20 protein-coding genes are annotated in these 21,688 nt (G+C 69.8%); 12 read left to right on the top strand and 8 right to left on the bottom strand.

Annotated features, from left to right (window positions below; genetic code table 11):
* Positions 1-14: 14 nt before the first annotated feature.
* The 3 genes from ABZS64_RS33140 to ABZS64_RS33130 form a co-directional block, all read right to left on the bottom strand.
* Positions 15-1,049 (bottom strand): ABC transporter permease, encoded by a 1,035-nt coding sequence (locus tag ABZS64_RS33140; protein WP_355837710.1) that lies wholly within the window; start codon positions 1,047-1,049, stop codon positions 15-17.
* A complete protein-coding gene (locus ABZS64_RS33135; protein ID WP_355837708.1) occupies positions 1,046-2,569 on the bottom strand; it encodes a sugar ABC transporter ATP-binding protein in 1,524 nt (507 codons plus the stop codon). Before ABZS64_RS33135 ends, ABZS64_RS33140 begins: the two co-directional genes overlap by 4 nt.
* Before the next feature lie 164 nt (positions 2,570-2,733).
* Complete coding sequence (locus ABZS64_RS33130; RefSeq protein ID WP_355837707.1) at positions 2,734-3,915, bottom strand: ROK family transcriptional regulator; 1,182 nt, start codon at positions 3,913-3,915, stop codon at positions 2,734-2,736.
* Positions 3,916-4,125: 210 nt separating this feature from the next.
* On the opposite strand from ABZS64_RS33130, the gene ABZS64_RS33125 reads away from it, so the two are divergent.
* Entirely contained in the window at positions 4,126-4,962 is an 837-nt protein-coding gene (locus ABZS64_RS33125) for an NAD(P)H-binding protein (RefSeq protein WP_355837705.1), read from the top strand.
* Between the two features lie 203 nt (positions 4,963-5,165).
* Positions 5,166-5,774: a hypothetical protein gene (locus ABZS64_RS33120; protein WP_355837703.1), complete on the top strand. Its 609-nt coding sequence runs from the start codon at positions 5,166-5,168 to the stop codon at positions 5,772-5,774.
* A 50-nt stretch (positions 5,775-5,824) separates the two neighbouring features.
* Here ABZS64_RS33120 and ABZS64_RS33115 read toward each other — a convergent pair whose 3' ends face one another.
* Both ABZS64_RS33115 and ABZS64_RS33110 read right to left on the bottom strand, forming a co-directional pair.
* Positions 5,825-6,502, bottom strand: a complete 678-nt coding sequence (locus ABZS64_RS33115; protein ID WP_355837721.1) for a GntR family transcriptional regulator — start codon at positions 6,500-6,502, stop codon at positions 5,825-5,827.
* Positions 6,503-6,593: 91 nt separating this feature from the next.
* Entirely contained in the window at positions 6,594-7,070 is a 477-nt protein-coding gene (locus ABZS64_RS33110) for an NUDIX domain-containing protein (RefSeq protein WP_355837701.1), read from the bottom strand.
* A gap of 490 nt (positions 7,071-7,560) precedes the next feature.
* Here ABZS64_RS33110 and ABZS64_RS33105 point away from each other — a divergent pair, with 490 nt between their 5' ends.
* The 5 genes from ABZS64_RS33105 to ABZS64_RS33085 all read left to right on the top strand — a co-directional run bounded on the left by ABZS64_RS33105 (position 7,561) and on the right by ABZS64_RS33085 (position 11,765).
* A complete protein-coding gene (locus ABZS64_RS33105; RefSeq protein ID WP_355837699.1) occupies positions 7,561-8,457 on the top strand; it encodes a LysR substrate-binding domain-containing protein in 897 nt (298 codons plus the stop codon).
* Between the two features lie 324 nt (positions 8,458-8,781).
* Positions 8,782-9,438, top strand: a complete 657-nt coding sequence (locus tag ABZS64_RS33100) for a CatB-related O-acetyltransferase (RefSeq protein WP_355837698.1) — start codon at positions 8,782-8,784, stop codon at positions 9,436-9,438.
* On the top strand, positions 9,435-10,373 hold the full coding sequence (locus tag ABZS64_RS33095; RefSeq protein WP_355837696.1) for a virginiamycin B lyase: 939 nt from the start codon (positions 9,435-9,437) through the stop codon (positions 10,371-10,373). Before ABZS64_RS33100 ends, ABZS64_RS33095 begins: the two co-directional genes overlap by 4 nt.
* Positions 10,370-10,717, top strand: a complete 348-nt coding sequence (locus tag ABZS64_RS33090; protein WP_355837694.1) for a YciI family protein — start codon at positions 10,370-10,372, stop codon at positions 10,715-10,717. Before ABZS64_RS33095 ends, ABZS64_RS33090 begins: the two co-directional genes overlap by 4 nt.
* 100 nt (positions 10,718-10,817) lie before the next feature.
* A complete protein-coding gene (locus ABZS64_RS33085; RefSeq protein ID WP_355837692.1) occupies positions 10,818-11,765 on the top strand; it encodes a GNAT family N-acetyltransferase in 948 nt (315 codons plus the stop codon).
* Between the two features lie 223 nt (positions 11,766-11,988).
* Here the strand turns inward: ABZS64_RS33085 and ABZS64_RS33080 are convergent, their stop codons facing one another.
* Positions 11,989-12,159 (bottom strand): hypothetical protein, encoded by a 171-nt coding sequence (locus tag ABZS64_RS33080; RefSeq protein WP_355837690.1) that lies wholly within the window; start codon positions 12,157-12,159, stop codon positions 11,989-11,991.
* A gap of 92 nt (positions 12,160-12,251) precedes the next feature.
* Complete coding sequence (locus tag ABZS64_RS33075) at positions 12,252-13,190, bottom strand: beta-ketoacyl-ACP synthase III (RefSeq protein WP_355837689.1); 939 nt, start codon at positions 13,188-13,190, stop codon at positions 12,252-12,254.
* 115 nt (positions 13,191-13,305) lie between these two features.
* Here ABZS64_RS33075 and ABZS64_RS33070 point away from each other — a divergent pair, with 115 nt between their 5' ends.
* The 5 genes from ABZS64_RS33070 to fdhD are packed head-to-tail and all read left to right on the top strand — an operon-like array spanning position 13,306 to position 19,913.
* Positions 13,306-14,388 (top strand): 2-dehydropantoate 2-reductase, encoded by a 1,083-nt coding sequence (locus ABZS64_RS33070; RefSeq protein ID WP_355837687.1) that lies wholly within the window; start codon positions 13,306-13,308, stop codon positions 14,386-14,388.
* Positions 14,385-16,310, top strand: a complete 1,926-nt coding sequence (locus ABZS64_RS33065; RefSeq protein ID WP_355837685.1) for a molybdopterin-dependent oxidoreductase — start codon at positions 14,385-14,387, stop codon at positions 16,308-16,310. The genes ABZS64_RS33070 and ABZS64_RS33065 overlap by 4 nt, the downstream gene beginning before the upstream one ends.
* On the top strand, positions 16,301-18,211 hold the full coding sequence (locus ABZS64_RS33060) for an NADH-ubiquinone oxidoreductase-F iron-sulfur binding region domain-containing protein (protein ID WP_355837683.1): 1,911 nt from the start codon (positions 16,301-16,303) through the stop codon (positions 18,209-18,211). Before ABZS64_RS33065 ends, ABZS64_RS33060 begins: the two co-directional genes overlap by 10 nt.
* Entirely contained in the window at positions 18,208-19,068 is an 861-nt protein-coding gene (locus ABZS64_RS33055) for a 2Fe-2S iron-sulfur cluster-binding protein (protein WP_355837681.1), read from the top strand. The genes ABZS64_RS33060 and ABZS64_RS33055 overlap by 4 nt, the downstream gene beginning before the upstream one ends.
* A gap of 5 nt (positions 19,069-19,073) precedes the next feature.
* On the top strand, positions 19,074-19,913 hold the full coding sequence (fdhD, locus tag ABZS64_RS33050) for a formate dehydrogenase accessory sulfurtransferase FdhD (RefSeq protein ID WP_355837719.1): 840 nt from the start codon (positions 19,074-19,076) through the stop codon (positions 19,911-19,913).
* Between the two features lie 81 nt (positions 19,914-19,994).
* On the opposite strand, the gene ABZS64_RS33045 is transcribed toward fdhD, so the two are convergent.
* Positions 19,995-21,668 (bottom strand): PHP domain-containing protein, encoded by a 1,674-nt coding sequence (locus tag ABZS64_RS33045; protein WP_355837679.1) that lies wholly within the window; start codon positions 21,666-21,668, stop codon positions 19,995-19,997.
* Positions 21,669-21,688 lie beyond the last annotated feature (20 nt).

The following is a 21,688-nucleotide window of genomic DNA, read 5'->3' as shown; positions in this document are numbered from 1 at the left end:
GGGTGGGACCGGGGTCAGTGCTCGGCGCCGCGCAGTGTGCGGTGCTGCACCAGGACGGCGGCGACGATGATCGCGCCCTTGGCGATCTGCTGGACGGCGCTCTCCAGGTTGTTGAGCGCGAAGATGTTGGTGATCGTGGTGAAGACCAGGACGCCGAGCACCGAGCCGACGATGGTGCCGCGGCCGCCGCTGAGCAGCGTGCCGCCGATGATCGCGGCGGCGATGGCGTCGAGTTCGTAGAGGTTGCCGTTGGTGTTCTGTCCCGAACCGGCCAGGACGATCAGCATGAACGCGGCAATTCCGCAGCACAGTCCGGAGAGCAGATAGAGATAGAGCCGCTGGCGGCGTACGTCGATACCGGCGAGCCGGGCGGCTTCCGCGTTGCCGCCGACGGCGACGGTCCGCCGCCCGAAGGTCGTACGGTTCAGCAGCAGCCAGCCGACGACCGTGACCGCCGCGAAGACCAGTACGAGCGGCGGGATGCCGAGGATGTATGCGTCCTTGATGCCGAGGTCGAGCACGGAGTTGACGGTGACCATCTGCGTCTTGCCGTCGGTGATCTGCAGGGCGAGGCCGCGGGCGGACGCGAGCATGGCGAGGGTCGCGATGAACGGCACCATCCCGCCGTAGGCGATGAGCAGACCGTTCACCAGGCCGCAGCCGAGACCGACGATCACGGCGGTGAAGAGGATGCCCGCGAAGCCGTACTCCTGTGTGGCCAGCGTGGTCGCCCAGACGGAGGCGAGCGCCACGATCGCGCCGACCGACAGATCGATGCCGCCGCTGGTGATCACAAAGGTCATACCGACGGTGACGACGCCGATGATCGACGCCTGGGTGAGGACGAGTTGAAGATTGCTGGTGGCGAGGAATTCGTCCGGCTTGGTGATACCGCCGACCGCGATCAGTACGGCGAGAACGCCCAGGAGCGAAAGGTTGCGGACATCGGCGCGCAGCCCGAGCGGCCGACGCCAACCCCCGCCTGCCGGTGCGGTCTTGGCGGTGGGTATCGGCGCATCCTGCTGCGCCGGAGAGACTGGCTGCGTCATGCCGTCGGGCTCCCTTCCATCACAAGGTCGAGTACGCGGTGCTCGTCCAGCTCCCGGGCGTCGGCCATGTGCACGACGCTGCCCTCGCGGAGCACCAGCACCCGGTCGGCGAGGCCCAGGACTTCGGGCACTTCGCTCGATACGAGAAGTACGGCGAGGCCTTCGTCGGCCAGCCGGCGGATCACGGCATACAGCTCGGCGCGCGCTCCGACGTCGACACCGCGAGTGGGCTCGTCGAGCAGCAGCACCCGGCAGCCACGCAGCAGCCAGCGGGCGAGTACGGCCTTTTGCTGATTGCCGCCGGACAGCGTGCGGATACGGGCGTCGGGGTTGTCGGGGCGCAGGGAGAGTTCCCTGGTCGCCCGCTGTGCCGCTGCCCGTTCCGCGCGGCGGTCGAGCCAGCCGCCGCGGGAGAAGCGGGAGAGGGTGGAGACGGAGACATTGCGGGTGACGGACTCCAGCATCAGCAGGCCCTGCGCCTTGCGCTCCTCGGGGGCGAGCCCGATTCCGGCACGCACGGCGGCGCGTACGCTGCCGGGGCGCAGCGGGCTGCCGTCGACGAGGACACGCCCGGCACTGGGTTTGCGGGCGCCGTAGATCGTCTCCAGGATCTCGGAGCGTCCTGAGCCGACGAGCCCGGCGAGTCCGACGATCTCGCCGGGGCTCAGTTCGAGGTCCACGGGCGCGAACTCCCCTTCCCTGGCGAGCCCTTCGACCTTGAGGACCGGCGGCCGGTCCGCGGCGTGTGCGGCGTGGGGGCGGTCGGGGAAGACGTATTCGACGTTCCGGCCGGTCATCATGGCAACGATGTCGCGGGTGGGGGTGTCCCGCGCGGGCAGACCGACGGCGACCGCCCGGCCGTCCTTGAGGACCGTCACCCGGTCGCCGATGCGGCGGATCTCTTCGAGGCGGTGGGAGATGTAGACGACGGCGACTCCGTCTGCGGTCAGATCGCCGACGATACGGAAGAGATTGTCGACCTCATCGGGGTCAAGGGCGGCGGACGGCTCGTCCATCACGATGAGGCGTACCTCGTGGGAGAGGGCGCGAGCCATCGAGACGATCTGCTGCTGTGCGGCCGAGAGGCGGCCGACCTGGCGGCCCGGGTCGATCTCGGAGTGACCAAGCCGCTTGAGAATAGCGGCAGTTGACGACCTGGCTTCTCGGCCGCGTACGACGAACCCGGCGGAGGTCGGCTCGTGTCCGAGGAAGACGTTCTCGGCGACGGAGAGCCCTTCGACCAGGTCGAGTTCCTGGTAGATGGTGGCGATGCCGAGCCGCATGGCGGCGATGGGCGACTTGAGGGAGACCGCTTCGCCGCGCCAGGTGATCTCTCCGCCGTCGGGCTGATGGGCTCCGGCGAGCACCTTGATGAGGGTGGATTTGCCGGCGCCGTTCTGGCCGAGGAGGCAGTGGACCTCGCCGGCCTGGACCTCCAGGTCCACTCCGTCGAGTGCGCGGACGCCGGGGAACGACTTGGTGATGCCGGACATGGTGAGCAGGGGTGGTTCTGGTGCCATGACAAATCCCCTCGGCGGGTGCGGCCGGGTGAGCGGGCAGGGCGTGGTGTTGTGTCTGCTGTACGGGTGGTGCTCGCGGTGCGGCTCTTGCAGATGGTGCTCGCGGTGCGGGGTGGTGCTCCGCGGTGCGGCTCTTGCAGGTGGTGCGATCGACCGGCCCGGTGTCAGGCAGGCGAGAACAGGTGGTCGCTGATGAGCCGGGCCGCGCCGATCACTCCGGCGGTCGGGCCCAACTCGCCCAGCACGATGGGCAGATTGCCGGTCGCGAGCGGCAGCGACTGGCGGTAGACCTGGGTGCGGACGCTCGCCAGCAGCGTGTGGCCGAGGCCGGTCACACCGCCGCCGATCACCACGAGCCCCGGGTTGAAGAAGCTGACGAGTCCGGCGATGACCTGGCCGACACGATTGCCGCCCTCGCGGATGAGGTCGAGCGAGGTGGCGTCGCCGGCGGCCGCGGCGGCCGCGACATCGATCGCCGTGAGCCGTCCCGCGGTCTCCAGTTTGGCGGCGAGCTCGTCCGACTGGCCGGTGCGGGCTGCCTCTTCGGCGTCGCGGGCGAGTGCGGCGCCGCTGAAATGGGCCTCCAGGCAGCCCTTGTTCCCGCAGGCGCAGGCGCGGCCGTCCGGTTCGACCTGGATATGGCCGATGTCGCCGGCGCTGCCCGTCGTACCGCGATAGACCTCACCGCCGACGACGATGCCGCAGCCGATGCCCGTTCCGATCTTGACGCAGAGGAAGTCGCCCACGGAGCGTGCGACGCCCGCGTGCTGCTCCCCCATCGCCATCAGGTTCACATCGTTGTCGACCATGACCGGGCAGCCGAGGTCCTGACTGAGCGCCTCGCGGACCGGGAAGCCGTCCCAGCCGGGCATGATCGGCGGCGCGACCGGCACGCCTTCGGGGAAGCGGACGGGACCGGGGACGCCGATGCCCGCCCCGTCGAAGCCCTCGGCGAGCCCGGAGGCCCGGAGCTTGGCCGCCATCGACAGCACCTGCTCGAAGACGGCGACCGGGCCCTCGCGTACATCCATCGGGTGGTTGAGGTGGCCGAGCACTTCGAGTTCGGCGTTGGTGACGGCGACGTCGATCGAGGTGGCGCCGATGTCGACGCCGAGGAAGCGCAGCGCGGGGGCGAGTCGGATGTTGTGGGAGCGGCGCCCGCCGCGCGAGGCGGCGAGACCGTCCGCGACCACGAGCCCGGTCTCAAGAAGGCGGTCGACCTCGACGGCAAGCTTGGAACGGGACAGATCCACCTGGTCGCCCAGCTGGGCACGGGAGTTGGGCCCGCCGTCGCGCAACAGCCTGAGCAGTCGCGCCTGGTGCGCGTTCGCGGGTCGAGCGGTCATGCGTCTCACGTGCCCCTCCCCGCCTTTTCGGCCGTGTCCGTCGTTCTTTCGAGGGGAACGTAGCAGCGCTTTCCCCAACTGGGAAGAACTTGCGCGGGGTTCTGGTACAACTTTCGCCACACCCGGGACAAAGCTCTGATGGCCGATGGAGACTGAGAGCTGACCGAGAGCTAACTGAGGGCAGCGAGGGTCTTCGAGAGGGGAAATCGCATGATCCTGGTGACAGGTGCGACGGGGAACGTGGGATCGGCGCTGGTCAGGCAGCTGGCCGAGGCGGGCGAGCCGGTCCGCGGACTGAGCCGCAGCGGTGACCCCGCCAAGCTCCCGCCGGGCGCGGAGGCAGCTGCCGGCGATCTCAACGACCCCACGTCGCTGCTTCCCGCACTCGCCGGAGTGCGCGCGGTCTTCCTTATGCCGGGCTATGCGGACATGGTCACGACGCTGGCCGAAATCCGCGCGGCCGGTGCCGAACGCGTCGTGCTCCTGTCGGGCAGCTCCACCGAAAGCGCTGACCTCGACAATGCCATCTCCCGCTACATGGTCGAGTCCGAGACGGCGGTGCGGGAGTCAGGGCTGCCCTGGACGTTTCTGCGGCCGAGCGCATTCATGACCAACACACTTGAATGGGCGGATCAGTTGCGCGCCGGGGATGTGGTGCGGGCGCCGTGGGAGGGCGTACGGATCGCGAACGTCGACCCGTACGACATCGCGGCGGTCGCCGCGGCGGCACTGAGCTCGCGCTCCAAGGAGCACGAGGGCCGCGTGTACGCACTGTCCGGGCCCGAATCGCTGCTCCCGGCAGACCGGGTGCGGATTCTGGGCGAGGTGCTCGGCCGCGAGCTGCGCTTCGAGGGCCAGTCGGACGAGGAGGCGCGGGCGGAGATGAGCGCGCAGATGCCGGTGCGGTACGTGGACGCCTTCTTCAGCTTCTACTCGGAGGGGATGCTGGACGAGTCGCGGGTGGTGGGGACGGTGCGGGAGGTGACGGGGCGGGAGCCGCGGACGTTCCGCGCGTGGGCGTCGGCGAACGCGGCCGCGTTCGCCTAGGCCCAGTCCCGCCGATCTTGCCGGGCTCGCGTGACCTGGGACCTGGTGGCCTTGCTTCGCGCCGTCGCATGCAAGCCCGCGGACGCTACAGCCGATCGGCCTACCTCTCACCCTCACGGGTCGCAGGACCGGGCGGTTCACCCTAGCGTCGGGTACAGGAGCCGGTGGCTCCATGGGCTCGGCGATAGGTACGAGGAGTACTCATGTTCACTCAGGTCATTCAGGGCCACGTCAGCGACGCCGCGGCGCTGCGGGCGCAGCTCGACCGCTGGCAGACGGAACACGCTGCGGGCGCTACCGGCTGGCTCGGCTCCACAGGAGGTGTGACCGGTGACGGCACATTCGTGGGAGTGGTCCGCTTCGAGTCCGCGGAAGCGGCGCAGCGCAACAGCGACCGGCCGGAACAAAGCGCGTGGTGGTCGGAGACCTCGAAGCTCTTCACCGGCGAGGTCACCTTCCACAATTGTCGTGAAGTCCTGTCGTACCTGCGGGGCGGCTCGGACGACGCGGGCTTCGTCCAGATCATGCAGGGGCGGATCTCCGACCCCGCTCGCTTCCGTGAGATGTACGACGCGTCCGACGAAGAACGTTTTGCCGCGTTCCGGCCGGACCTGATCGGCGGCACGGTGGGGCTGCACGGCGACGGTGGGTTCACCGAAGCGATCTACTTCACCTCGGAGAAGGCCGCCCGCGAGGGGGAGAAGAAGGAACCACCGGCCGAGATGAAGGAAGAATTCGAGCAAATGATGTCCCTCATGCAGGACGTCACCTACTTCGACCTTTCGGAACCCTGGCTCAGGTCTCCGAGTTAGCGAGGCTCCGCCCCGGACCCCGCTCCTCAAACGCCGGAGGGGATGAACGTTCAGGACTGTTCGCGTTGGTGGTACGTCGTGCGCGTGTGTTCCGTGTGCGCGCGCATGACCTGTGTCGCCCGCACCTCGTCTCGGTCCGCGATCGCCGCGATCAACTCCCTGTGCTCGATCCAGGACTGACGGCCGCGCTGGCGCGCAACGGGCGTGTAGTACCAGCGGACCCGCCGGTCCACCTGCGCCGCCAGTTCGGCGAGGACGCTGTTGCCGGCGAGGTCCATCACCTTGGCGTGGAAGCGGGCGTTGGTGTCCACCGCCAGGTCGACGTCGTCCGCCGCGACGGCCTGTTCGCCCTGTGCGCAGAGTTCTTCGAGCGCGGTGATCCCCGCGGAGCCGGAGTTCGCGGCGGCGAGCCGGGCGGCCTCAGCCTCCAGCAGCGTACGGACCGAGAGCAGTTGGTCCGCTTCCGCCTCGGTCGGCTCGTGGACGAACGCGCCCTGCGCAGGGCGGAGATCGACCCAGCCCTCGGTGTTGAGCCGCTGCAGCGCCTCGCGCACGGGCTGGCGGGAGACCCCGAGGTGGCCGGCGAGTTCGCTCTCGACCAGGTGCTGGCCGGGGCGCAGTGCGCGGGTCGTGATCAGTTCGAGCAGTGCCTCGTAGACCCGCTCACGCAGCGGACCGGGTCGTTCCAGCTTGGGCACGGTTCCCTGCGGCAGTCCTGCGGACAACATCACGGTCCCCCTCCTGGCCATCGACGGCGAGCGACAATTGGCTATCGTCTACAGTCTACCGAGCGCAATCCCTCTCATGCCGAGATCCGCGTCACGTCCGGCCGGATTCGAGCAGCTCCTCCAGCCGGTCGATGAAGACCCGCTGCCCCGTCACCAGCTTTTCTCTGGCCTCATCCACACCGAACCACCCGGCCCGGTCGATCTCGGGGAACTCCTGCATACGGCCCGAACCGCGCGGCCATTCCATGGTGAAGGTGCCCGGCACCACGAGGTCCGTGTCGAGGTCGCCCTCCAGCGCCCATGCGGTGACGATCTTGCCGCTCGTCTGGCGGGCATCACCGAGCGGCTGCCAGTCGCCGTCCGGCGGCGGCAGGCCCAGTTCCTCCTCGAACTCCCGCCGCGCGGCCGCCATCGGCTCCTCCTCCGGGGTGTACTCCCCCTTCGGCACGGACCAGGCCGCGGCGTCACGAGCCTGCCAGAACGGCCCTCCCATATGGCCGATGAGCACCTCGACATCAGGACTGCGCCTGCGGAAGAGCAGCAGGCCCGCGCTTCGTTTCGCCACCATGCCGCTCAGTGTGCCGCGCTGGGGGTGTCTTTCGGATCAGGCCGGATCAGTGAGCGGGGTCTGGTGCGTGCAGATGCAGGTCGGAGGATGGGGGTCCCCCCGCCGAAGGCAGGGGAAGAGCCGGCGCGGAGCGTCGGCGACTGACGCAACGCAGCGTGGGGGCACCTCCCGTGCCCGAAGGGCTATGGGGGAGTGCCGTGCCAGGGCACGCGAGCCCGGCAAGATCCGAAAGACACCCCCTAGGGGTATGACCCCAGGGGCATGGACAATGCAACAACGAGCCTGTGAGAAAAGGGGCTTGACGATCTGCTCAGGCGGATCGGGGGCCGTTTCGCCCGCGTGGAGCCCCGGCGGCGGATGCGGGACCACATCCGTGGGCTCCTTGGACCTGTGGGGCCCTTCCACCTGGCCTCGCATGCGTGGCTCGGCCACGGAGGGCATCAACCAAAGTTGTTATGGTCGTTAACTCACAGATTTACAGTGCGGGGGCATGATGGAACTTCGGGACATAGAGATCTTCTTGACGCTCGCGGAGGAACTCCACTTCGGCCGGAGTGCGGAACGTCTGCATGTCTCCCCCGCCCGTGTCAGTCAGGCGATCAAGAAGCAGGAACGGGCCATCGGTGCCGAACTGTTCGAGCGCACCAGCCGCCAGGTACGGCTCACCCCCGTGGGGGAGGTGCTGCTCAAGCAGTTGAAGCCGGCGTACGAAGGCGTCCAGGACGCCATGACCGCGGTGGCCGCAGCCGCTCGTCACTCCACCGGCACGCTCACGCTGGGTGTCCTGGGCGCGCAGATGCACGAGATGGCGCCGGTGCTCGCCCGGTTCCGGTCCTGCCAGCCGACCGTCAAAGTCCGTTTCCGGGAGATTTTCTTCAGTGATCCGTTCGGAGCTCTGCGGGCCGGAACGGTGGATGCGGCGATCACGTGGCTGCCCGTCCTCGAGCCGGACCTCACCGTCGGGGTGGTGCTGCGCGAGGAGCCGCTCAACCTGATGGTGGCAGCGGATCATCCGCTCGCGAGCGAGGAATCCGTGAGCATCGAGGTGCTCGGCGACTACGTCGTTCCACTGCTGCAGGGCGCGATTCCCGCCTCCTGGGAGGCCGGGGTGCTTCCAGCCCGCACACCGTCAGGACGCCTCGTGCGCCGCGGCCCGAGTGTCGCCACCTTCCACGAGATTCTGGCCCTCGTCGCGGCGGGTGAGGCTGTGTGCGCGGTGCCCGACGAGGGGCGCCGCTACAACCCGCTCCCCGGCGTCGCCTACCTCCCGATCCACGATGCGCCGCCCGTACGGTGGGCCCTGATCTGGCACTCGGATCGCGAGCTTCCGCTGGTTCGCGCCCTTGCCGAGGTGGCGTCGGACTGCTTGGACGCACCCAGTCGTTAGCGCCGGGACGCAGCCCCGGCGCGACGCCTCATCGCGACGCCTCGTCGCGCTGCCGGCGCCGGACAGGGATCAAGCGACTGTTCCACGGCGAATGGACGTGGCGGGCGGACTTGCCGGTGCCCGCTTCCCCCTCCCCCTCCCCCGCTTCGTGAAGCTGTGGGTTAACGACCGCGGCGGAATCGGCTGTTGTTCCCGCCGCGGTCGGCCACACATGCTTGGCCAGGGCCGGAAAGGCCGCCCCACCCGGTGCAGTTGCCCGGACGGTGGGGCGGCCCGTTTCTTCCGGCCCCGAACCACCGACGGCCGCACGGAAAGAACCCTCGCGTGACACCTGATCCGACCACTGTCCATCCCCTGCCGGCCCACGAACGGGTCGTCTTCCTCAAGCCACTGGTCGCCGGGACGAACGTCGTTGCGGGTGACTACACCTACTACGACGACCCCGACGGCGCGACCGACTTCGCTCGGCGCAACGTGCTGTACGCCTACGGTCCTGAACGGCTGATCATCGGCAGGTACTGCGCGATCGCCACAGGGACACGGTTCCTGATGGCGGGCGCGGACCACCCGTCGATGGGAGTGTCCACCTTTCCCTTCACCATGTTCGGCGGGGAGTGGGCCAAGCGGACCCTCGACCTCGTCACCGGCATGCCCAGTCGCGGGGACACTGTGGTCGGCAACGACGTGTGGTTCGGATACGGAGCCACCGTGATGCCAGGGGTGCGGATCGGCGACGGCGCGGTGATCGCGGCCGGAGCACTGGTCACCGCCGACGTGCTGCCGTACACCGTCGTGGGCGGAAACCCGGCCAGGACGATCCGGCGGCGCTTCGACGACAGCGACGTCGAACGGCTGCTGCGGGCCGCCTGGTGGGACTGGCCCGTCGAACTGGTGACCGCGCACGCCCGAACCATCATGGCCGGATGCCCGCGGGACATCGAGCGCATCGCCGCCGCCGAAGGTCTGGAGCAGCGGCAATGACGACCCCTACCGTTCAGGAGTACGCCGTGTCCGGTCGCGACAGCGGCCCGTACGCGATCACCACAGGGCCGGACGAAGCGCTGTGGTTCACCATGGTGCACAGTGGCAGGATCGGCCGGCTGGTTCCGGGACGGGAACCGTCCAATCACCAACTCGCCCAGGACAGCGGGCCGACGATCATCACCAACGGGCCGGACGGCGCGCTGTGGTTCACCGAGTACCGGGCGCACCGGATCGGGCGGATTACGACGGCCGGCCGGGTGACCGAGTTCGCGCTGCCGACCGCGGAGTGCGGGCCCTTCGGAATCGCCGCGGGCCCGGACGGCGCGCTGTGGTTCACCGAGACCGCCGCCGACCGCATCGGCCGCATCGCCACCGACGGGACGGTCACGGAGCACCCGCTGCCGCGTACCGGTGCGTTCCCCTCCGCGATCGCCGCGGCCGGGGACGCGATGTGGTTCACGATGAACCAGGGCAACGCCGTCGGACGTATTGGCATGGACGGCCGCATCACGGTCCACGAGCTACCCACCGAGGCCGCCGCTCCGGTGGGGATCGCCGTGGGGCCGGACAACAGCGTCTGGTTCACCGAGATCGCGGCCGGCCAGATCGGCCGGATGACACCTGATGGCCGGATCACCGAATACCCGCTGCCCGACCGTTCCGCTCGGCCGCACGCCATCACCACCGACGCTGACGGTGTTGCGTGGTTCACCGAGTGGGGCGGCAACCGCGTCGGCTCGCTCACCCCCGACGGAACGGTCGCCGTCCATGACCTGCCCACCCCGGCGTCCGAGCCGCACGGGATCACGGTGGGCCCGGACGGCGCCTTGTGGGCGGCCCTGGAGACGGGCGCGTTGGCCCGCATCGAGCCGGCCATCACCACACCGACCCTCACGACGAACAAGAGCACCGAGCAGAGGAATGCCACATGAAGTACGCCCTCGTTGTCTTCGAGACCCATGCCTCACGCGCCCTGATCGAGGCCGACCGGGCCGCCTACCGGAAGGCGTACGAGACCTGGATCGGTGAGCTCGCGGCCGCGGGCAAGCTGGTGGGAGGTGACGCCCTCGACACCGAGCGCCAAGGCCCCGTCACTGTCCGCAAGACGGCCGACGGATCCGCTTCGGTGACCGACGGGCCCGTCCACACCGGGGAGGAGACCCTCGGCGGCTGGTTCGTGGTGGAGGTGGCCGACCACGCCGAGGCCATCGAACTGGCCCGGGGCTTTCCCACCCCGGAGGCCCTGGAAATCCGCCCGCTCCTCGAATCGGCCTGAGCCACATGCCGCCCTCGACGCCCGCTGCCGGGCCCCCGGCGTGCCCGGCCCACACGACATCGAGTTCGGAACGCCGCCCCGCTTCACAGGAGTTGACTTGATGCAGACAGCGGTGAGCTACCGCCCTCTGACCGGCCCCCAGGAGATCGATCTGTTCTGCCGGCTCTCCTACGTCCTCGACCACGAACTGACCGGCGACTTCGCTGTCGGCTGCCGCCGCCCCGAGTGGGCGTGGGTGGCCGTGGACGGTGACCGCCTCCTTGCCCGTCTCGCCTGGTGGACGACCCCGGGCTGCGACCTCCCACTGCAGTTCGACTTCTTCGACATAGACGACACGCTGCCCCGGGCCGACCGCGACGAAATCGGCCTGCGGCTGTTCGAGACGGCGAGGGCAGCCGTCTTCCCGGCGGGCACGAAACCACCGGAGTACGTCCGCTTCGTCCCGCCCGACTGGCACGAGGACCCCGCGGCCCACGAGGTGGTGGAATCCCGCACACGCGTACTGGAGAGCACGGGCGCACGGCTGCTGGTCGAACGGTTGCGCCTGCAGTGGACCCCGTCCACTCCGCTACCGGAATCCAAGCGGCGTCTCGTCTTCCGACCGGTGGCCGACCGCGAGGACCTTCTCGCCCTGATGGCCCCCACCATGGACGGCACCCTCGACGCCCATGGCCAGGCTGACCTGGCATCCGGACTGAGCCCGCGCGCTGCCGCGGAGCGGCACTACGACGGAGAGTTCGCCGGGTTCACGAGCCCGCACGAGTGGTGGCGCATCGCCGAACTCCCCGACGGGGGCGGCCCGGTGGGCTTCGTAGTCCCGGCCCGCAACAGCTACCACCCGATCATCGCGTACATCGGTGTCCTGCCCGCACACCGCGGTAACGGCTACATCGACGACATCCTCGCCGAGGGGACCAGCATCCTGGCCGGCGAGGGTGTGGACCGGATCAGGGCATCGACGGACCTCAGCAACGTCCCGATGGCGATGTCCTTCGCCCGCGCCGGATACGTCAACTTCGAACGCTCCCTCAACCTGGTCTGGGACTGACCCCTTGCCGGGTCGCGGCTCCGCAGGGGAGAACCCGGGCCGGGCATTTGCCGGCCACCCGTGCGGAGCCGTCCCTCAGACGGGCACGGCGAACACGGTCACCGCCCAGGCGCTGAAGGGGGAAAGACCGCATTGGCCGCACCATGACCCTGATGGAGGCCGGCTCGGTCAACGGTGACCTCCGCAAGGTGCGACACGATGCGGTCAGGCCGGGGTGAAGACGCTATGCATCGACGAATGGATCACCCAGTACACCGGCAAGGCGGATGAGCCCCGGCTTGCCGCCATCGGTGGTTGACACATAGGTGGTGTAGACCCGTCCCCGCCCGCGCCGGCGGTAGTTGAAGTTCCGGCTGAGCCAAGGAGCGCCGTCGGCCGCGTCGGTGGAGAGCATCAAAGCCGCCCTGCCGCACAGGGCGGCTTCAGATCGGTGGCTCGGGCCCACATGCTCGGGCCGCCCCCACGCCGCGCGTCCGCCCGCAGGCCCTAGGGGCAGCGGACGACCTGACCCGCGTACGAGAGATTGCCGCCGAAGCCGAAGAGCAGCACCGGATCGCCCGACTGGATCTCGCCGCGCTCGACGAGCTTGGAGAAGGCCATGGGGATCGAGGCGGCCGAGGTGTTGCCGGACTCGACCACATCCCGGGCGATGACGGCGTTGACCGCGCCGATCTTCTGCGCGACGGGCTCGATGATCCGCAGGTTCGCCTGGTGGAGAACGACCGCGGCCAATTCCTCGGGGGTGACGCCCGCTCGCTCGCAGACCTTGCGGGCGATCGGCGGCAGCTGGGTGGTGGCCCAGCGGTAGACGGACTGGCCCTCCTGCGCGAAGCGGGGCGGGGTGCCCTCGATCCGTACGGCATGGCCCATCTCCGGGACCGAACCCCACAGCACCGCGCCGATCTCCGGCTCCGCGCTCGCCTCGATGACGGCAGCGCCCGCGCCGTCGCCGACGAGTACGCAGGTGGAGCGGTCGCTCCAGTCGACGATGTCCGCCATCTTGTCGGCGCCGATGACCAGGGCGCGCGCGGCGGCTCCGGCCCGTACGGCGTGGTCGGCCGTGGCGAGCGCGTGGGTGAAGCCCGCGCAGACGACATTGAGGTCCATGACGGCGGGCGCGCCCATGCCGAGACGGGCAGCGACTCGGGCCGCCGTGTTGGGCGAGCGGTCGATCGCGGTGGAGGTGGCGACCAGTACGAGGTCCACGTCGGCGGGCGTGAGTCCGGCGGATGCCAGCGCCTTCGCGCCGGCGTGCGCGGCCAGCTCGTCGACCGGCTCGTCGGGTCCCGCCACATGCCGGGTCTCGATCCCGACGCGGCTGCGGATCCACTCGTCGCTGGTGTCGACCACGGCCGCCAGATCGGCATTGGTGAGCACCTTTGCGGGCTGGTAGTGCCCGAGCGCGACGATGCGTGAGCCGGTCATGAGGGGTCCCCCTGAGTGCGGACAGTGGAATCACCCAGTCTTGGTGGCTACCGCCCGGTACGACGGCAAGTGATCCCACAGGATTCGGGGGCCGGAATTTGGAGCCTTCCGAAGGGTGCCCCATCCCTTGACCCCCCGAAAGGCATACTGTAGACAATATTCTGTCGACGCTCCCCCCTCTCCTTGTCGGTCGCTCAACCGAACGGAGTGCCCCGTGAAAGTCGCAGTTGTCGGCGCCGGTGCCATCGGCGCATATGTCGGGGCCGCGCTCCATCGCGCAGGCGCCGAGGTCCATCTCATCGCCCGCGGACCGCACCTGGCGGCCATGCGCCGCGACGGCGTGCGGGTGCTCAGCCCGCGCGGCGACTTCACCGCGCGGCCCGCCGCCACCGACGACCCGTCATCGGTCGGGCCCGTCGACTATGTCTTCCTCGGGCTGAAGGCCAACTCCTATGCCGCATCGGCTCCGTTGGTGCATCCGCTGCTGCACGGGAGCACGGCCGTCATCGCCGCGCAGAACGGGATCCCGTGGTGGTACTTCCACGGCCTGCCCGGCCCGTACACCGGACGCCGTATCGAGAGTGTCGACCCGGGTGGCGCGGTCAGCGCGACGCTGCCGCCCGAGCGCGCGATCGGATGCGTCGTCTACGCCGCGACCGAGCTCGAAGCCCCCGGTGTCGTACGCCACTTGGAAGGCACCCGGTTCTCCATCGGGGAGCCGGATCTGACCGTGTCGCGGCGCTGTCTCGACTTCAGCGAGGCGATGGTGGCGGGCGGGCTCAAGTGCCCCGTCGAGCCGGATCTGCGCAATGACATCTGGATCAAGCTGCTCGGCAACATCTCCTTCAACCCGATCAGTGCCCTCTCGCGGGCCACGATGGCGCAGATCTGCCGCCACCGGGACACCAAGTCGCTGGTCGAGACGATGATGCGCGAGACGCTCGACGTCGCGGCCGCGGTCGGCTGCCATCCCAAGATCTCCGTGGAGCGGCGCATCGCCGGCGCCGAGCGCGTCGGCGACCACAAGACCTCCACCCTCCAGGACCTGGAGAAGGGCAAGCCGCTCGAACTGGACGTGCTGCTCGCGGCCGTCGTCGAACTGGCCGCCCTGACCAGGACTCCCGTACCCAAGCTGTGCGCGGTGCACGCGCTCGCCGATCTGCTCGCCACCACGTCCTCAACAGGAAGTGCAGCATGAAGAAGAAGCCGCAGAAGCAGTATCCGAGGCTCACTCATCCACTGGTGCGCGACGACAACGGCTTGTTGCGCAGGGCGAGTTGGGACGAGGCGCTGGAGCGTGCCGCGGCCGGGTTCCGACAGACCCGGGCGGCGCACGGCCCTGACGCCTTCGCGATGCTCTCCTGCGCCCGCGCGACCAACGAGATGAACTATGTGGCGCAGAAGTTCACCCGCGTGGTGATGGGCACCAACAATGTCGACTCCTGCAACCGCACCTGCCACGCGCCGAGCGTGGCGGGCCTGTCGGCCGTCTTCGGCTCGGGTGGCGGCACCTCCTCGTACGAAGAGGTCGACCACACCGATCTGATCCTGATGTGGGGCTCCAACGCCCGTTTCGCGCACCCGATCTTCTTTCAGCACGTACTGAAGGGGATACGGAACGGGGCACGGATGTACGCCGTCGATCCGCGCCGCACCTCCACCGCGGAGTGGGCGGAGAGCTGGCTCGGGCTGAACGTCGGCACCGACATTCCGCTGGCGCACGCCGTCGGCCGCGAGATCATCCACGCCGGTCTGGTCAACCAGGCCTTCGTCGACCGGGCGACGACCGGCTTCGAGGAGTACGCGGAGCTGGTCGAACCCTGGACCCTGACGGCGGCCCAGAAGGTGACGGGGGTGCCCGCCGCGGCGATCCGCGAGCTCGCCCACGCGTACGCCACCGCCGAACGGGCCCAGCTGTGCTGGACGCTGGGCATCACCGAGCACCACAACGGCACCGACAATGTCCGGGCGCTGATCAATCTGTCGCTGCTCACGGGCCATGTGGGGCGCTACGGCGCCGGGGTGCAGCCGCTGCGCGGCCAGAACAACGTCCAGGGCGGCGGCGACATGGGCGCCATCCCCAACCGGCTGCCCGGCTTCCAGGACATCCTCGACCCGGTGGCACGCGGGAAGTTCGAGCGGTCCTGGGACACCGTCATCCAGCCGCGCTACGGCAAGACGCTCACCGAGATGTTCGAGGCGATGGAGAGCGGCGAACTGCGCGCCGTGTACTGCATCGGCGAGAACCCGGCGCAGTCCGAGGCGGACAGCGAACAGGCCATCCGGCGGCTCGCCGCGCTCGACCATCTGGTGGTGCAGGACATCTTCCTGACCAAGACCGCGGAGATGGCGGACGTGGTCCTCCCAGCGACGGCCGCGTGGGCCGAGACGGACGGCACGACCACCAACAGCGAGCGGCGGGTGCAGCGGGTGCGGGCGGCTCTGGTGCCGCCGGGCGAGGCGCGCGAGGACATCGACATCATCTGCGAGATGGCCGAACGGCTCGGCCATGACTGGAAGTTCGCTGACTCGCAGGCCGTCTGGAACGAGCTGCGGTCCCTGTCCCCCGACCACTACGGGATGACGTACGACCGTCTCGACGAGCAGAAGGGCCTGCAGTGGCCCTGCCCCGACGTCGACGAGCTGCCGTCGAGCTTCCTGCACGGGCGCCTGTGGGAGACGGACCCGGAACGGCGCGGGGTGCCGGCGGCGTTCGGGCTTGTCCACCACGATCCGCCGGTGGATCTGACGGACGAGGAGTATCCGCTGCGGCTGACGACGGGCAGGCGGCTCGACTCGTACAACACCGGTGTGCAGAGCGGCTCTTTCGCCTCTCCGCTGCGGCGCGGTGAGTACATCGAGCTGTGCCCGGAGGACGCGGAGGCGTTCGGGGTCTCGGTCGGCGAGGAAGTCCGCATCTCCTCGCGGCGGGGCTCGGTGACGGCACCGGTGTGGATCGACCCCGGCCTGCGGCCCGGGCTCGCGTTCATGACGATGCACTTCCCGGACGAGGTCGACACCAACCAGCTGACGATCGAGGCGAACTGCCCGATCGCGGGCACGGCCGAGTTCAAGGCCTCCGCCATCAGGATCGAGAAGCTGGTGCCCGCATGGACCTGAGATTCGCGGACGCGGCGAAGGCGACGGACGAGGAACGGGACGCCGTCGACGGACTGTTGGGCCCCGCGGACACGGGCTGGGAAGGCGGCGCCGAGCGGACGTCCGAGGACCTGCGCTGGGCACGCGGGGGTGCGGCGGCGCGCGAACGGCGGGACCTGCTGCTGCCGGCGCTGCACGCCGTCAACGACCGGGTGGGCTGGCTGAGCGAGGGTGCGCTGGACTACATCTGCCGGCGGCTGACGGTGCCGCCGGCGGAGGCGTACGGGGTCGCGACGTTCTACTCGATGTTCTCGGTGAAGCCGCGCGCGTCGAAGGTGCTGCACGTGTGCACGGACCTGGCGTGCGCGGCGAAGGGTTCGTCGATGGCGCTCGCCGAGGGGCTGGGCCCGGACGTGGCAGTGCAGCCGAGCCCGTGCCTGGGGCTGTGCGAACGGGCACCGGCGGCGCTGCTGCTGCAGGCGGGTGCGCCGGCTCCGGCAGCGCCTGCGGCGGGCCTTGTCCCTGACCCGCCCCTTCCCGAACCGGGGCTCCGCCCCAGACCCCGCGCCTCGAACGCCGGCGGGGCTGGATGTTCCGCCGCAGGCGACCCGCACCCCTACGCCACCGCCGTCATCGCCCCCGCCACCGTCGACGCCCTCATCACCGCCGCCGACCGACCGCAGCACGCACCCGACGACCCCCCCGCCTCCGCCGCCGTCCCCCAAGCCGGGGACCCCGGGCTCGTCCTCCTGCGGCGGGTCGGGGTCGTCGACCCCATGTCCCTCGACGACTACCGCGCCCAGGGCGGATACGCCGCTCTCCGCCGTGCCTTCGACCTCGGCCCCGCCGGAGTCATCCGCGAGGTGACCGATGCCGGGCTCGTCGGGCGCGGTGGGGCCGCCTTCCCGACCGGGCGCAAGTGGCAGGCCACCGCTTCGCAGCCCGATCACCCGCACTACCTCGTGTGCAACGCCGACGAGAGCGAGCCCGGCACCTTCAAGGACCGGGTCCTGATGGAGGGCGATCCGTACGCGCTCATCGAGGCGATGACCATCGCGGGCTATGCCATCGGCGCCCACAAGGGGTTCCTCTACCTCCGCGGCGAGTATCCCCGCGCACTGGAGCGGCTCAGCAACGCCATCGACCGGGCCAGGACCCGCGGGCTGCTCGGCGACGACATCCTCGGCCAGGGTTACGCCTTCGACATCGAGATACGCCGCGGCGCCGGCGCGTACATCTGCGGCGAGGAGACCGCGATCTTCAACTCCATCGAGGGCTACCGCGGCGAGCCGCGCACCAAGCCGCCGTTCCCCGTCGAGAAGGGCCTGTTCGGAAAGCCGACCGCCGTCAACAACGTCGAGACGCTCATGAACGTCCTGCCCATCCTCACCGGCCGGGCGGAGGAGACGAAGCTGTTCTGCCTCTCCGGCAATGTCGCCAGGCCGGGCGTGTACGAGCTGCCGTTCGGCGGCTCGACCCTGCGCGAGCTGATCGAGCTCGCCGGGCCGCCGATGACGATGCGCGCCGTACTTCTAGGCGGGGCCGCCGGGAGTTTCGTACGACCTGACGAGCTGGACATACCGCTGACCTTCGAGGGCACCCGGGCAGCGGGCACGACCCTCGGCTCGGGCGTGGTGCTGGTGCTCGACGACGCCGTGGAGCTGCCGCGGATTCTGCTGCGTATCGCGGAGTTCTTCCGCGACGAGTCGTGCGGACAGTGCGTGCCGTGCCGCGTCGGCACGGTCCGCCAGGAGGAGGCGCTGCACCGCATCAAGGACCGTACGGGCGCCGAAGCGGCCGGCGACATCGCGCTGCTGCGCGAGGTGGGCCAGGCCATGCGCGACGCCTCGATCTGCGGTCTCGGACAGACCGCCTGGAACGCCGTCGAATCCGCCATCGACCGGCTGGGAGCCTACGAATGACCGCGATCCCGCTTCAACCGCCGTGCAGGCTCGTCGAGTTCACGCTCGACGACGAGCCGGTGAGAGTCCCTGAAGGGTCGACGATCCTGGATGCCTGCCGGGACGCGGGCAAGGACATCCCGACCCTGTGCCAGGGCGACACGCTCACGCCAAAGAACGCCTGCCGGGTCTGCGTGGTCGAGGTCGAGGGCGCCCGGACGCTCGCGCCCGCCTGTTCGCGGCGTGCGGAGGAGGGCATGACGGTACGCACGGACACCGAGCGCGCCCGCCACAGCCGGAAGATCGTGCTGGAGCTGCTCGCCTCCTCCACGGATCTGACGACGACCCCGCGCGCCGCCGAGTGGATCAAGGAGTATGAGGCGAAGCCTGATCGTTTCGGCGCGGACGCGGCCCGTATGAATGCGGAACCCAAGGTCGACAACGACCTGTATGTCCGTGATTACGACAAGTGCATCCTCTGCTACAAGTGCGTGGACGCCTGTGGCGAGCAGTGGCAGAACACCTTCGCCATCGCCGTCGCGGGCCGCGGCTTCGACTCCCGTATCTCCACCGAGCACGACGCCCCGCTCACCGACTCCGCCTGTGTCTACTGCGGCAACTGCATCGAGGTCTGTCCCACCGGTGCGCTGTCCTTCAAGACCGAATTCGACATGCGTGAGGCCGGGACCTGGGACGAGGCCGCGCAGACGGAAACGACCACGGTCTGCGCCTACTGCGGCGTCGGCTGCAACCTCACCCTGCATGTGCAGGAGAATGAAATCGTCAAGGTCACCTCGCCGCACGACAACCCGGTGACCCACGGCAACCTCTGCATCAAGGGTCGCTTCGGCTTCCAACACGTACAGAATCGGAATTGATCGCCATGGGACGGGTCACCGAGCGCCGCCGCACCATCCGCATCAGGGACGGGGCTGTGTCGACACGTCCCGACACGCTGGTGGCCGAGGAGCCGCTGGAGATCCGTCTCAACGGCAAACCGCTCGCCATCACGATGCGCACCCCGGGCGACGACTTCGCGCTCGCGGCCGGCTTCCTGGTCAGCGAGGGTGTGCTCGGCAGCGCGGACGAGCTGCAGTCGATCGTGTACTGCGCGGGGGCCACGGCCGACGGCTCCAATACGTACAACGTGGTGGACGTCCAGCTCGCGCCCGGTGTGCCGGTCCCCGACATCACCCTCGAGCGCAACGTCTACACGACGTCCTCCTGCGGGCTGTGCGGCAAGGCGAGCCTCGATGCCGTACGCACCACCGCCCGCTTCCCGATCGCCGACACTCCCCCGGTCCGTGTCGAACCCGCTCTGCTCTCCGGCCTCCCCGACCGGCTGCGGGCGGCACAGCGGGTCTTCGACCGGACCGGGGGTCTGCACGCGGCCGCGCTCTTCTCCGAGGAGGGCGAGCTGCTGGACATACGGGAGGACGTCGGCCGGCACAACGCGGTCGACAAGCTCGTCGGACGGGCGCTCCAGGACGGCCTGCTGCCGCTGTCCCGGGTGATCCTGCTGGTCTCGGGGCGCGCGTCGTTCGAGCTGGCGCAGAAGGCGGTCATGGCCGGAATCCCGGTGCTGGCCGCCGTCTCCGCGCCGTCCTCGCTCGCCGTCGACCTGGCCGCCGAGACGGGTCTCACCCTGGTGGGCTTTCTGCGCGGCGCCAATATGAACGTGTACGCGGGCGACGAGCGCATCGCCCTGAGCACCGGGGTCTGAAGCGCCCCCGCTGCACGGGATAAGGACCCGGCCGGCGGGGAGCGCCCCCTGCGCCGGCCGGGTCCCTCCGTGTGCACTTCGTCAGCGGACGACGTCCACGAAGACCGGGTTGGTGTAGCACCAGGTGTCCGCCCACGCGTCGCCGTTGCCCGGCTCGTGCGGAACCGGCCCGTGCGGGTCGATCGCCGTGCCCAGGAAGCCGGGGCCGTTGCGCTTGCCGTCGCTGCCGCGCAGCCGGACGTAGAAGGACTCCTCGGCCTTCCCCAGCGGGATGCGCAGCGTGTACCGGCCCGTGCGGCCCTCCACGTCGGCGGTGTGCACGACCTTGGTGTCGGGTGCACGCCACTCGTCGCGGTCGGTGGCCGGGCCCGACACCGCGCCGCGGATCACGTCGAGGTGGGCGAGCTGCGGCAGTTCACCGTGATGGTTGGGGCGGGTCGCGGTCGTGACCGTGACGTTGAGGACGATCTTCTCGCCCCGGCGTACGCGCAGCCGGCCGCCCAGCGTCACGCCGCGGCCGATGCCGTGCTCCCTGTTCACGCGTACGTCGATGCCGTCGATCAGCTGACCGTGGTCGACCCAGACCCGGCCTGCCCGCAGTCCGGCCATCACATGGCGGTAGCCGTAGCGGGTCACACCCACGTGTGTACGGCTGAACTGGCCCGGCCAGAAGTCGCTGCCGGGCTGCGGCTCGGTGGTGTTGACCGGGTCGGGCAGGCGGCCGGTGTTGTCGAAGTTCTGGCCCGGCAGCCAGTCGCCGTTCTTCCAGGTGTCGAAGGTGACCCGGTGTACGTCCGAGTTGGACGTGACCGAGAACAGCGTGCCTTCGGCGAGCATGGCGTCCCACAGACCGCCGACGGTCGCGGTCGCCCAATCGAAGCCGCCGTAGGTCAGATAGGCCGCACGCGGATACCCGGGGAAGGAGTTCTCGGACGGGGAGTTCTCGTAGTCACCGCGCATGGCGGTCGGTGCGTTCCGGCCGGGCGAGGCGGCGGCCTGGGCGCCGGGCGCGCCCTCCATGCCGATCATGATGCCGGGGGCGGCGTCGCGCCACGCGCGCATCTCGTGCGGGGAGTCGATTCCCAGGCGCAGCGGGTGGTTGGCGAGGATCAGGACGTCGTCGACATAGCCGCAGCGGCGCTGCTGCACGAGCCACTGGAGGGCCTTGAGGGCGTGGGCCTCGTTGCGCGGGGTGTCGGGGTGGCCCGGGCCGCCCGCGGTGTAGCCGAGGAGCTTGCCGTCGAAGGCCTGCTCGAAGCGGGTGAGCAGCTCGACCTCGTGACGGCCGGGCGGGGAGAAGACGGTGGCGTGCTCGGCGCCGGGGATGTACCACTCGAGGCCCTGGAAGAGCAGCATGCGCCGGTTCTCTGCACGGGCCTTGAGGATCTCCTCGTGCTCGGCCTGCGCGCCGCCCGCCTTGTGGTGGCCGATGTTGCTGTGCTCCGTGAGGACCATCCAGTCCAGGCCGAAGCGTGAAGCCGCGCCCGCGAGCTGCGAGAAGGTGTACTTCGCGTCGTGGCTGTAGACGGAGTGCACGTGGTGGTCGCCGACGAGATAGGACAGCGCGGGGTCGCCGAGGGACTGGCTCTGCGCCTCGGCAGCGGTCGGCGCGAGCAGGGCTCCGCCTGCGAAGGCGGCGCCGAACAGGCCCGCGCTGCGCAGCAGTCCGCGCCGCGAGAGTCCCTGGGGGTCGAGCGAGTCGGCGGGTACGTCGGGGTCCGCCCAGCGCGGCAGGGGCTGGATCGGTCGCGGCATGGTGTTCTCCTTGAGGGGTG

Origin of the sequence: Streptomyces sp. NPDC005408 (assembly GCF_040606445.1) — a bacterium.
In the GTDB taxonomy this organism is placed as follows: Bacteria; Actinomycetota; Actinomycetes; order Streptomycetales; family Streptomycetaceae; genus Streptomyces.
The sequence above is the reverse complement of the archived record's forward strand: the minus strand, read 5'-3'. Positions and strand labels throughout refer to the sequence as shown.